Origin of the sequence: Algoriphagus lacus (assembly GCF_003583985.1) — a bacterium.
Taxonomy (GTDB): domain Bacteria; phylum Bacteroidota; class Bacteroidia; order Cytophagales; family Cyclobacteriaceae; genus Algoriphagus; species Algoriphagus lacus.
In genome coordinates this window covers 141,689-154,378 of sequence record NZ_QXML01000005.1, presented here as the reverse complement: position 1 = coordinate 154,378, position 12,690 = coordinate 141,689, and the positions used below count along the sequence as shown (strand labels likewise).

Sequence of the window (12,690 nt, the reverse complement as noted above, 5' to 3'; positions counted from 1 at the left end):
CCCAACTATTCCTTCTAATTTGTAAAAGGCCTAATCCAGCTTCGAGCTTTGTTTGCGAATTGCAAATTCATTTGAATAGGAGAGCGTAGTTGCAGACTACGCTCAGTCAGTTGCCAATTCTACGCTTAGCCTGGTGTAACTCCAAAGGGTTGGTTATAGGTTAAACAATGAAGTCCACCACCTCCATTGTTATATCCCTCCATATCGATTTGAATAATTTTCTTATCGGGAAATGCTTTGGTAAAAATGTCAAAAACCTGTTGATCCTTAACTCGTTTTGCCTCATCTCTGCCTTCACGCCAGTATTTTGCTGTAATGACTGCATCGTTTACGATCAAAAAATTAAGGTAACTGGAAGCAGCAATAATGTTGACAGTATCTCCGCTTTTAGCCTTGGGATAATAAGAACGGTTGTATGAAATGATATCGTCATAATTCATTTTAAAAATATAGTGTTCAGCCACCGGGACACGGATAATGGAGAAAGAATTTCCATCTTGATCGGTTGCATTCTTCAGGATGGAATAATTCTCCTCCATCCGCCTGTAATTTTCTGCCGTGATGGGGTCCTTGTCCTTCTCCTCTTCAGGAACATAAGAAATCATGATTGTGCTGTCATTGACAAACCGACAAAATTCATCGACATGAGCCCCTGCACCTATGGGCCATATATTTCCCGGTAACTCAATTCTGTACTCGTCTTCCCACAAGCCTTTTTTTAGCCATATGATCTTTTTGATATTTAGTTTTTTCTTGAATTCCTGCTCTATTTCCTCCTTTGAAAGGCCGGGGTTTCGCTGAAACTCATGTTGCTCAACCAGAAGTAGAGTTCCCTTACTGTTATTTTCCTTTCCCCCTCCTTCCCATACAAGACTTGACTTAGCTAAAACAGGAATATGTAGGCTTTGAGCAAGCTTGATGTCAAAATCGGGGTCGGAAAATTCAGCACATTGTTCCTTGGAAGAAGTAAGTCCATAGCAAGCCCAATCAAAATCCACGGTAGCAAGTTCACCGTTCCCATTGGTAAGAAATACTGGACTCACATCTGTGGTTGCTCCCGGGGGATCTGCCTTGAGAAATCGCACTCTGGCAGTGTCTATCCCTTCCTTGATCAATCTTGATTTAATTCCCTCTATCATTGATTCATCGGGGATCCAAAGGAGTACCTTGGAATAGGGAATGACTTCCTTGCAAAGCTGAATAATAAGTGGATCAGCCGCTGGCATGCTCTTATCGATAACACCTTCCATCCATGGAATCCAAACGTATTCTGTTGGTTCATATTCTGCAACAAGTCGATAGCTAGGAGAATCCTTGCGACTATCACACCCGATCAATACGACCAATAAAAAGGGGACAAGATTTTTCATTTTTCACGGCTTGTTACGATTCTAGATTCGCTAAGACTGGATAGGGTGTTTCTCTAACTATCCTGATCCAGTACTGGTAAATTTAACAATCAAACAACGCTATTCAGTTTATTCTCAAGGTTTTGCTGGCATTGTTTCGGGTACATGAATTGTTGCGGTTTTCGAAGCACCTTCTTGTTGGCCTGGAACAAACTTATGTTGAGGAACAAAACTCCAAGTTTGCACAGGCTATCATGATTTTTTCACCGGGGTTAACCAATTTTCTCTTTCCAATTTGTAATTAGCCTAATTCAAATTCGAGCGTTTTTTGCGAATTGCAAATCCATTTGAATAGGAGAGCGTAGTTGCAGCCTACGATCAGTGGGGGGTGGATAAGTCTACGCTTATGTAGGGGAATCACCAATCCTCAGATTTTTGGCTTTTCATGTAAGGTTCTATTTTAGAAGAAAAAATTGTAAAAAATTCATGAACCCCAACTAGAAATGCACCTGAATAATTGGCTGATGCCATATCCTTATTTTTTGGCTCCTTGATTAAGTCAAAAGCCTTTCTGTGGTCTAAATGTTCTTCAATTGTAACTTCAAAATCTATAGTTCTAAAAGAATACAGGGATTGGTAAGTTACACTGTTCTCAGCGACAAAATCCTTTAAAGTGTATCTTAATCTATTGTCCTTCATTTCAAAAATCAACACATGCTTTACGGAGGCCTTATCGGTTACTTTCTCTAGCCTTCCAGACTTGGTTTCATACCAAATTAAAGGAACATCAGCCCTTCCTTTCATAACAATCACTCCATTTAGTGTGTCGTCCATATCAATTGCAGCATCGGTGCTTTTGTAGTTTTCAGCGATAAATTTTTTAGCAAACCCATAAAGTTCAGCCATTTTTGAGCCTTCAATTTCTACAACTCCTTGGTAAATAATTTTCCCGTCTTTAATAGGTAAATCTTTTGGAGGTTCAACAATGCTTGGATATTTTTGAGCAAAAGAATTTGAGATTAATAGTGGTAATAGAATGGCGGCTAATATGTATTTAAAGGAATTCATGATTTTTAATTTAAAGATAAAATGTATTAACCGATTTTGAATTCTTATCCAATATAACATGAATAGTACTTCCTTTTTTTGCATTTTTAAGAAGTAACTCTAAATTACTTTCAGTTTGTTTAACCATTGTTTCAAGTCCCTCTGAATCAGATGAAAAATATATATTAGTGTTTTTATTTGATATTTTTATTGTTATTTGAAAATGAATGAACTTTTAATAACTGGAGAAATAAATGAAAGTGAAAAAAAAGAAATTGAAAAAATATTTCCAGATTATACTGTNTTTGAAAATTAACTGAACTTGGAATTTTGTTTTTTGAATTTAGAAAATCAATCATTTTTTTTACTCTGTTTAAAAAATGATTTAATGAATTCGATAGGATAAAATCTCTGCTAAAAACGAAAAGATCAAAATTGTAAAAAACTATCTGAATTACTTCGGATAGTAAATGTGACTTTGTTTTGTGTTTTATAACAGTATAATCTGGAAATATTTTTTCAATTTCTTTTTTTTCACTTTCATTTATTTCTCCAGTTATTAAAAGTTCATTCATTTTCACTTAAATCAAATAGTATATTATTTTATTTCTTCCTCTCCATCACCATTACCACCCGATTTGGCACATACAAATGCACCTGTTGGTCTGGGTCAGTAGGATAGGAAATGGACTTGTCGAGACGCTCGAAGCCTCCGTAGATTTTCTCGTCAGAGTGGAGGAGTAGGTGATAGGTGCCCTCCTCAGGCATGCGGATCGGAAGGCCGAAAAAGGACTCTGTCGGATGGAAGGAATGCACGAAAATCAGTCCGCCCCGTTCGTAGGCCAGGATCTTCTTGTCCGGATCGAGGTAGAGTTGCTCCGCCGGCGGGGTAGCCAGTAGGTGGTAGTCGTGAGCCAGTTGGATCATGGCCTTGTCCCACAGGTCAAGTTGGCGGTAGCGCAGGTGAGGGGTGTCTACCAGTGACCACTGCCGGCGGGCGTATTGGTAGCTCCAGTCGTTGCCCAGTCGGGGGAAGTCCACCCACTCCGGATGCCCGAATTCGTTTCCGATAAAGTTGAGGTAGCCCTCGCCGCCCAAGCTGAGCGTGATCATACGGATCATCTTGTGCAGGGCGATGCCGCGATCCACCACGAGGTTTTGCTCCAGCACCGACATGGAGAAGTACATCTCCTTGTCCATCAGCCAGAAGGCGATGCTTTTGTCCCCGACCAGCGCCTGATCGTGGCTTTCGGCATAGGCGATGGATTTTTCCTTTTTGGGTCGGTTGGTCAGTTCGTGCCACAGCTCAAACATGTCCCACTGCTCGTCCAGCTTGTGCTTGAGCGTCTTGATCCAGAAGTCCGGTACTCCCATAGCCAGTCGGAAATCGAAGCCGATGCCACCATCTTCCACTTTTCGGCAGAGTCCCGGCATTCCGCTGACCTCCTCCGCGATGGAAAGGGCCTTGGGTTTCAGGCCATGGATCAGTGTGTTGGCAAGCTGGAAGTAGAGCACGGCTTCTTCGTCCACCTCGGCATTGAAGTACTTTTCCGCTGAATCGAACGAAGTATGTCCGTGGTGCTGATATAGCATGGACGTGGCCCCGTCGAATCGGAACCCGTCAAAGTGAAACTCCTCCAGCCAGTAGCGGATATTAGAGAGGAGAAACTGCTGCACTTCCCATTTGCCGTAGTTGAAGAGCTTGGAATCCCAGCCCTCGTGATAGCCCCTTGCGCCGGGGTGGAAGTAGAGGTCATCCGTACCGTCAAATTCGTTGAGACCTTCATTGACGTTTTTGACTGCGTGGGAATGCACGATGTCCATGATCACGGCGATGCCCATGCGATGGGCTGTGTTGATCAGGGACTTTAGTTCTTCCGGTGTGCCAAAACGGGAGGAAGGCGCAAAGAAATTGGAGACGTGGTAGCCGAAGGAACCGTAATAGGGATGCTCCATCACGGCCATCAACTGAATGGCATTGTAGCCGCCGGCTTTGATGCGGGGAAGGATGAGTTTCTCAAATTCCCGGTAGGTGCCGACGCCTAGTTTTTCCTGTGCCATGCCCACATGACATTCGTAGATCAGGGGCATTTGCTTGGCTTCCTGGAGGGAATAATCCTGATCCGTCCAGACGTATTCTTTTTCGGTAAACCAGAGTTGGCCGGCGAAATCGTGGGTTTTTTCGTCCTGAATCACCCGACGGATGTAGGCCGGAATGCGGTCGAGGTCGGTATCGTTGGCACCGATCACGCGGACTTTGATGCGGCTTTGGTGAACAAAGGTGTTTTTGTATTGCTCAAAAGGCAGGAAAATCTCCCAGTCGCCCCGGTGGTTTCGACGTAGGGGATGGGAATTTCGGTCCCACCAGTTAAAGTCCCCCATGAGGAAAAGCTGCCGAGCCATGGGCGCCCATTCGCGATAGACCCAGCCTTTGCGGATTTTGTCGAAGTGTACGCCATAGTACTCGTGCATCCTCGCAAACTCGAGGATGCTGCCCGAGTAGTCGTTGATGGTGCGGATGGCGGATTGGAAATTGTCGTATCGCTTTTTGATGACGGCTTCAAAAGGTTCGAGCCAGGGTTCGTCGGCGATCAGGGGTAATTGTATTGGGTCTTTCACAAAAAATGGTTTTTGCCTAGGATGAAATTAGAAAAAAATGGGAGGAATGGAAGGGGGGATGAAAAAGTTTCACCACTTCGCGGCTAAGTTGTAGGATTTCCAATTCGACCCAAAAGAAATCTTTTCCATACCTCGGTATCAAAATCCAAATTCTCACTGGATCGTTTCTGTCAAGAAACCTTCCCTCTAAATCACAACCCACAGCTTAAGCTAAGTTCGGCAACTTTAACCCGAGACTAGACAATCCGACTAAGCCGGAATCCTTACCCTTTAAGTACTTAACAAATTACTCACCAACCACTCTCTTATATCTAATTCCTGCTCAGAATGGGCGGAAGAATTTCTGGGGTTTAGCCAATCTTAGGCTAGTTTGAAAATTTACAACGAAGGCTTGAATTCAATGGCTTTAAAGGGATAATAAAAGTTAGTATAATAAAGAAATGATAAATTGGTAGGTATTAGAATTACATTTTTTCTTGAATAAAACCAAAAAAATAATTTCTTTGAGCTCTTGAAACCAATTACGCTCGATCCATTTTCCTGAAATCGGCTCTTTTTAGCTAAGTTTTAGCCATATCAGCCATGCTTTTCAGGTCTTAGCTAGCATGTTTTTGAGGAGGTTTTTTTAATTCTTCCTTTAGTCAAGTTCTTTTTGAAATCAGTTTTTCAATTCAACCAACACAAACCAAATGGTACAAAAATCCAGATTTTTCCTCCTCCTGGTTTTGGGCATTCTCCTTTTTACCCAATGCCAAAAAACCGAAGAACTTAATCCTTCCGAAGCCCGGGAAATAGCCAAAAAAGCATTCATTTATGGATTTCCCCTAGTCATGAATTATAAAGCGCTCTATGCGAATGCCATTGATAAAAACTCAGGCGATTACAAGGGGGACTTCAATGAAAAGTCCTGTGAAGCTCGACTGTTCTCCCCAGAGGATAAAGCGATTGTTACCCCAAATTCCGACACTCCTTATTGCATGTTTTGGAGTGACATTCGAAATGAGCCCCTTGTTTTGTCAGTTCCCGAAGTGGACCCCGACCGATACTACAGCTTCCAGTTGGTCGATTTATATACACACAACTTTTTCTACATCGGTTCTTTGACCACCGGAAACAAAGCAGGAAACTACCTGATTGCAAACCAGAATTGGAAGGGTGAAATTCCGGAAGGTATTACTCAGGTAGTGCGCTGCGAAACAGGGCTCTTTTTTACGATTATCCGCACCCAACTCCTTGATGCCAATGATCTGGACAATGTGAAAAAACTGCAGAATGAATATCAGGTACAGACCCTCAACGAGTATCTGGGCAAAGCAGCGGTAGAAAATAAATTCCAGAATGTGTTTCCTGAATGGGTGGAGGGAGATCAATTCACCGAAGCTTCATTCCGCTACTTTGATGCCGTTGTCCAGTTTATTGAACCTATTGAAAAGGAGGATTCTTTATTTGCGGAGTTTGCAAAATTGGGAATTGGAACTAAGCAGGGATTTGAACTGACTTCTTTCAATCCGGAAATACAGGAGGCAATCAAAAAGGGCGTGAGCGATGGATTCGAGGAGATGAATGCCTTTATCAAATCCCAGTCTTCCGATCCATTGGGAAGCTCCAAAATATTTGGAACCCGGGAATTCCTGGAAAAAAGTGCAAAAGAAAATTACGGATTCGACGATTTCTATTTGCTCAGGGCTGTCGGGGCTTTTTTGGGGATTTATGGGAATTCAGCTCAGGAGGCGACTTACCCAATGTATCTAACCGATCACCTTGGGGAGTCCCTCGATGCCTCCAAACATAAGTATACCCTCACATTTGAATCGGGTCAATTGCCTCCTGTGCAATCGTTTTGGTCACTGACCATGTATGATGGGAAAACTCAACTGTTGGTCGACAATTCCTTAAACAAATACCTGATAAGCTCTACCCATCTCAATAGTTTTGTCAAAAACAAAGACGGCTCCATCACCTTCTATATTCAGAGTGAATCGCCGGGTAAGGCACTTGAATCAAATTGGCTTCCTGCTCCTTCAGGTCCTTTTTATGCTGTGATGAGGCTTTATGGCCCTAAGGAGGAGGTATTGCAGGGAAAATGGGTGAACCCGAAAATGATTGCCAACAATTAATAAAAGCACGCAATGAAAAAGTTTTCTCTTACCCTTTGTTTGGGTTTGGTATGGATGTTTCTATCATGCTCTACCGAAAAACAGTCCATCCTTACCTCAGATATCGATGAGGCTGAATCGATTGCCAAAGAAGCCTATATTTTTTCCTATCCTTTGCTGATGGGGTATCAGGCTTTATACTTTTCTGCCATGCCCGAAAGCCCGGGTTATCGCGGACCCCTTAACCGGATTACGAATGATACCATTCCCGCGGATGATACCCGTAAGGATGTGGTTACCATGAATGGAGATACACCTTACACTCCCTTCGGTCTGGATTTAAGGGCTGAACCCATGGTACTCTCCATCCCGGAAATCAAGGACAGATACTATGTGTTTCAATGCATAGACCTTTTTACCCACAATTTTGCATTCATCGGCACCCGTACTACGGGCACAGAAGCTGGGGATTACCTGTTTGTGGGACCGGGTTACAAGGGTGAAATACCAAAAGATAAGTTTAAGGCTGTTTTTCACAGCGAGAGTCAGTTTGTCACGATTATAGGAAGGACCCAGCTCAAAGGAAATGATGACCTCCCCAATGTGCTTCAAATCCAAAAAGGATACAAACTTCAATCCCTAGATGAATTCATTGGGAAGGAGCCTTTGCCGGTACCTAAAATTGATTGGGTGCCACTCAATCCTGAAGAATTTGGAGACGCCAGGTTTATTAAATATGTCAATTTTTACTTGAGCATGTTGCAGCCTTTTCATGCCGAAGATAGCGAGGCGCTTCAGCGCTTTGAGAAAATAGGCATAACACCTGGTGCTGATTTCGATTCAACCAAGTATTCCCCAGAAGTACTTGCAGCCATTGATAAAGGGATAAAGGCTGCCATTGCCGACATTCAGGATAAGGCCGAAAATATTGCCCAAAGGGTAAATGGCTGGAATATGATGGAAGCCTTTGGGCCAAGGGAATTTTACAAAGGTGACTGGTTGTTGCGGGCTGCCGCAGTAATGGTGGGAATCTATGCCAATGATAAGGCGGAAGCGTTCTATCCGATAGCCTATGTGGATGCCGACAATGAAGTCCTGGACGGAAGCAAACATAACTACAAAGTCCACTTCAACAAGTCGGATATCCCTCCGGCTAAGTATTTCTGGTCGATCACTATGTACAACAAACAGGCAGATGGTGTGGCCGGGTACATGGTCAAAAATCCGATCAATCGATTCCTGATAAATTCAACCACAGAAGGCTTGGTTTATGACAAGGATGGTGGGTTTACAATCTACATCCAACCGGATATGCCTGCCGGTTCAGAGCAAAAAGCAAATTGGCTGCCCGCTCCAAAGGAACCGTTTTATCTGGTTTTGAGGGTGTATGGTCCTGAGCAAGCAGCCATGGATGGATCATGGGCTCCTCCGGCCATTACAAAAGCCCAATAATCGGGAGATGGTAAAGATCTGCAATTAGGATTCCACCAAACCCATTGACCAAGCCCTTGCAGGTTTTATTCATGTTTGCCGAGTAGGAAGGAGGTTTGAATTTCCAGTAAGACTTTACTTTCCTCATGTTCTTCGGAATTTGAAATTCTGAGGTCATGTTTTAGGATTACCAGTCCGACACAAAAAACACCATTTCCTAACCTTGGAAGTAAAATCCTACTTCTCCAATGCCCCTGTGCCGAGGTTAAAAAAATCTAACAGTCTAAGAGTCCCGAAGTGGTGAAATTTTAAATGTTTTGGGAATCAATGCCGCTCATACACCATCTCCGGTTCCCTGACCTCTACATTTCCGGAGGGATTGATAGTGTCGAGGGTGACCTGCTTGAGTTCGTTGACCAGCATGGGGTCGTATTTGGCAGCCACTCGGATGTAGTTTTCAGTAAAGCCGTGCATTTTGCCATCTTCCACGTCTTCTTCAAAAAGTACCGTGAATGTATTGCCGAGATTTTCTTCGTAAAACTTCCTTCTCTTTTTCTCAGAAAGTATCCGGAGCATTTTGGATCGCTCGTTTCGCTTTTTCAGTGGAACAATCCCATCCATCTCCACTGCCCGGGTATTTGCACGTTCGGAGTAAGTAAATACATGGAGGTAGGAGATGTCCAGTTCATTGAGGAAGTTGTATGTCTCCAGGAAAAGCTCATCGGTCTCCCCGGGGAATCCCACGATCACATCCACGCCGATGCAGGCATTAGGCATGAGGGTTTTGATTTTGCTCACGCGGTCTTCATAGAGTTCGCGCAGGTAGCGACGGCCCATTCTTCGTAAGACCGTATTGGAACCAGACTGAAGCGGAATGTGAAAATGCGGCACAAACCGCTTGGATCGGGACACAAACTCGATGATTTCATTGGTCAGGAGATTGGGTTCGATGGAGGAAATCCGGAATCGGTCAATTCCTTCCACTTCATCCAGCGCAAACACTAAATCAGCGAATCGCTCGACCCGCTTCCCTTCCACGATTCCAAAGTCACCGATATTGACTCCAGTGAGCACGATTTCCTTCACATCAGTTGCTGCGATTTCCCGGGCTGATGCCAGTACAGATTCAATGGTATTGCTTCTGCTTTTTCCTCTTGCCAGGGGAATGGTGCAAAATGCACAGCCGTAATTGCATCCGTCCTGAACTTTGAGGAAAGTTCGGGTCCGGTCATTGATGGAATAGGCGTTGTTGAAGGATTTGGCTTCGGTGATTTCCGAAGCGAGGACTTTGGTTTCCTGCACTTTGGCAAATCCGTCGAGTAGTTCGATCAGGCGGAACTTCTCCGCTGCACCCAATACGGCATCTACACCTTCAATTTCAGAGATTTCGCGTGGTTTAAGTTGTGCATAGCAGCCGATGATGGCCACATAGGAGTCGGGAGAGATCTTTTTAGCCTCTTTGACAATCTTTTTACACTTCTTATCGGCATTCTCAGTCACCGAGCAGGTGTTGATGATGAAAATATCCGGATTTTCCTGAAAATCGACTTTCAGAAACCCTTTTTCCTCGAATTGCCTACCGATTGTGGAAGTTTCTGAGAAGTTTAGCTTACAACCCAGTGTATAAAAGGCTACTTTTTTCACAAATGCGCTTCTGATCTTGAGCGGACAAAGGTAAATAATCCCCGGCTTTTTTCAATTTTCCAATTTTTCTGTCCAAAACACACTTTTTTTACCCAAAAGGCTTTTGAAATACCATGATTAATTGAAAAAAGTGGAAATTTTTCAAAAAAAGACCTCAAAAATGGGGGTAAGCCTTTTTTAGATACATATTTTTCTATTTTTGTGGGTGTAATATCAAACCACTTATTGTAGAAATGGCAACACTAAGACAACAAGCCCTGGCAATGGTTCAGGCAAGACCTCGGGTAACTGTTACTCCTCCGTCTTTGAAAATTTCTGAATACTTCGGTACCAATGTCTTTGGTAACGGTCAAATGAAGAATTCTTTGGCGCCTTCGGTATTTAAAAAGGTGATGGAGGCTATCGATAAGGGTACCAAAATCGATCCTGCGACTGCCGAAGAAGTAGCAACTGCTGTGAAAACCTGGGCACTTTCCAAAGGTGTTACCCATTTTACTCACTGGTTTCAGCCATTGACTGGTTCGACTGCTGAAAAGCACGATTCCTTCTTTGATATGTATGCCGGAATGGAAAAGTTCAAAGGATCAGCGTTGGTACAGCAGGAGCCGGATGCTTCTTCTTTCCCTAACGGCGGTATCCGTTCCACTTTTGAGGCGCGTGGCTACACGGCATGGGATCCTTCTTCCCCAATATTTATTTTCGACAAAACGCTTTGTATCCCAACCATATTTGTTGCCTATACCGGTGAAGCACTCGACTATAAGACTCCATTGTTGAAGTCTATGGAGGCTGTCAACGAGGCAGCGGTGGAAGTTTGTCAGCTTTTTGACCGTAACGTTCGCAAAGTAATCCCTTCCTTGGGTATCGAGCAGGAATACTTTGTGGTGGACAAGGCGCTGTTTAATGCTCGTCCTGACTTGGTAATGGCCGGAAGATCAGTTTTTGGTCACAATCCTGCCAGAGGCCAGCAGTTGGAAGACCACTACTTTGGTTCTATCCCTACCCGTGTGAAGGACTTCATGGTGGATTTTGAAATTGAAGCGCACAAGTTGGGTATCCCGCTTTCTACCCGTCACAACGAAGTGGCACCGGGTCAGTTTGAAGTGGCTCCAATTTTTGAAGAAATCAACAAGGCAATCGACCACAACCAGCTTTTGATGGATTTGATGGATAAGGTTGCTGAAAAGCATGGATTTAAGGTATTGTTCCATGAGAAGCCATTTGCAGGGGTAAACGGATCAGGCAAGCACAACAACTGGTCTTTGATCACCGATACAGGGATCAATTTGTTTCAACCAAGCAATTCTGCAAGAGAAAACCTTCAGTTCCTCACATTCTTGGTAGCTACTGTAAAAGCGGTTCATGACCATGCAGACCTTTTAAGAGCGAGCATTGCCTCTGCTTCCAACGACTTCCGTCTTGGAGCCAACGAAGCTCCGCCTGCGATTATGTCCGTATTCTTAGGAGCGACCTTGTCTGAGGTTTTGGATGAATTGGAGAAAAACGGAAACATCAAGATCGAGAAGGGCGATAACATGTACATGAAGTTGGGTATTTCCAAGATTCCTGAAATCATCCTGGACAACACCGACAGAAACAGAACTTCTCCATTTGCCTTTACCGGAAATAAATTTGAGTTCCGTGCAGTAGGTTCTTCCGCAAACTGCGGCGGACCGATGACCACGTTGAATATCATCGTTGCGGATGTTTTGAAAGCGATGTTGAAAGACATTGAGAAAGAAATGAACGCGGGTAAGGAAAAGAAAATTGCTATTGTCAACGTCCTGAGAAAGTATATCAAAGAATCCAAGAAGGTAAGATTCGAGGGTGACGGATACTCTGAAGAGTGGGCAAAAGAGGCTGAGAAAAGAGGACTTTCCAATCTAAAGTCAACTCCGGAGGCATTGGATGTGTATGCTAAGAAGTCTACAAAAGAACTTTATGAGCGTCATAATGTCTTGAATCACATTGAAGTGCACGCACGACATGAGATCATGTTGGAGGATTTTATAAAGAAAGTACAGATCGAAAGCCGTGTAATGGGCGACCTTGCTTTGAACCACATCATCCCAACTGCGATTCTATACCAAAACAAATTGATCGAGAACGCAAACGGTCTGAAAGGGCTTGGTCTGGACCATTCTGCAGCCGTAGATACAATCAAAGAAGTATCCAAGCATATCGAATCTTTGAAGTCCAACGTGACTGCAATGACCGAGGCACGTAAGAAACTCAATAAAGAAGAGGACATCGTGAAGCGGGCCAAAGGATATCAGAAAGAGGTGAAAGAAGCCTATTTCGACAAGATCCGTTACGCTGTGGATAAGCTCGAGCTTTTGGTAGATGACGAAAGCTGGCCATTAGTAAAATATCGTGAAATGCTCTTTATCCGTTAATCCGGTCAGGATTGACACTCAAAAAGCCATCCCAATCGGGATGGCTTTTTTTGTTTTTCTGATACTTTGAAAAAAAGTGATTCTTTGAGATAGTTGAATGGGTTTTTT

At 43.6% G+C, this 12,690-nt stretch carries 8 protein-coding genes; 3 read left to right on the top strand and 5 right to left on the bottom strand.

What is annotated here, in order from left to right:
- Positions 1–125: 125 nt before the first annotated feature.
- The 3 genes from D0X99_RS11520 to D0X99_RS11505 all read right to left on the bottom strand — a co-directional run bounded on the left by D0X99_RS11520 (position 126) and on the right by D0X99_RS11505 (position 5,015).
- A complete protein-coding gene (locus tag D0X99_RS11520; RefSeq protein WP_119477976.1) occupies positions 126–1,370 on the bottom strand; it encodes an agmatine deiminase family protein in 1,245 nt (414 codons plus the stop codon).
- Between the two features lie 396 nt (positions 1,371–1,766).
- Positions 1,767–2,417, bottom strand: coding sequence for a DUF4468 domain-containing protein (locus D0X99_RS11515; RefSeq protein ID WP_158587698.1), 651 nt, complete (start codon positions 2,415–2,417; stop codon positions 1,767–1,769).
- Between the two features lie 582 nt (positions 2,418–2,999).
- A complete protein-coding gene (locus D0X99_RS11505) occupies positions 3,000–5,015 on the bottom strand; it encodes an alpha-amylase family glycosyl hydrolase (RefSeq protein ID WP_119477973.1) in 2,016 nt (671 codons plus the stop codon).
- A 689-nt stretch (positions 5,016–5,704) separates the two neighbouring features.
- On the opposite strand from D0X99_RS11505, the gene D0X99_RS11500 reads away from it, so the two are divergent.
- Positions 5,705–7,132 (top strand): DUF1254 domain-containing protein, encoded by a 1,428-nt coding sequence (locus D0X99_RS11500; protein WP_119477972.1) that lies wholly within the window; start codon positions 5,705–5,707, stop codon positions 7,130–7,132.
- A gap of 12 nt (positions 7,133–7,144) precedes the next feature.
- Entirely contained in the window at positions 7,145–8,563 is a 1,419-nt protein-coding gene (locus D0X99_RS11495; RefSeq protein ID WP_233553702.1) for a DUF1254 domain-containing protein, read from the top strand.
- Here the strand turns inward: D0X99_RS11495 and D0X99_RS20400 are convergent.
- The gene (locus D0X99_RS20400) at positions 8,547–8,690 is read right to left on the bottom strand and encodes a hypothetical protein (protein WP_158587697.1); all 144 of its coding nucleotides are present in this window, start codon (positions 8,688–8,690) and stop codon (positions 8,547–8,549) included. The genes D0X99_RS11495 and D0X99_RS20400 overlap by 17 nt on opposite strands.
- A 176-nt stretch (positions 8,691–8,866) precedes the next feature.
- Positions 8,867–10,186 (bottom strand): tRNA (N(6)-L-threonylcarbamoyladenosine(37)-C(2))-methylthiotransferase MtaB, encoded by a 1,320-nt coding sequence (gene mtaB / locus D0X99_RS11490; RefSeq protein ID WP_119477971.1) that lies wholly within the window; start codon positions 10,184–10,186, stop codon positions 8,867–8,869.
- 233 nt (positions 10,187–10,419) lie between these two features.
- Between mtaB and D0X99_RS11485 the strand changes: the two genes are divergently transcribed.
- Positions 10,420–12,582, top strand: a complete 2,163-nt coding sequence (locus D0X99_RS11485) for a glutamine synthetase III family protein (protein WP_119477970.1) — start codon at positions 10,420–10,422, stop codon at positions 12,580–12,582.
- Positions 12,583–12,690 lie beyond the last annotated feature (108 nt).

Coding starts and splice junctions, on each gene's coding strand:
- D0X99_RS11520 (WP_119477976.1), bottom strand. CDS start 1,370: ATGAAAAATCTTGTCCCCTTTTTATTGGTCGTATTGATCGGGTGTGAT.
- D0X99_RS11515 (WP_158587698.1), bottom strand. CDS start 2,417: ATGAATTCCTTTAAATACATATTAGCCGCCATTCTATTACCACTATTA.
- D0X99_RS11500 (WP_119477972.1), top strand. CDS start 5,705: ATGGTACAAAAATCCAGATTTTTCCTCCTCCTGGTTTTGGGCATTCTC.
- D0X99_RS11495 (WP_233553702.1), top strand. CDS start 7,145: ATGAAAAAGTTTTCTCTTACCCTTTGTTTGGGTTTGGTATGGATGTTT.
- D0X99_RS20400 (WP_158587697.1), bottom strand. CDS start 8,690: ATGAGGAAAGTAAAGTCTTACTGGAAATTCAAACCTCCTTCCTACTCG.
- D0X99_RS11485 (WP_119477970.1), top strand. CDS start 10,420: ATGGCAACACTAAGACAACAAGCCCTGGCAATGGTTCAGGCAAGACCT.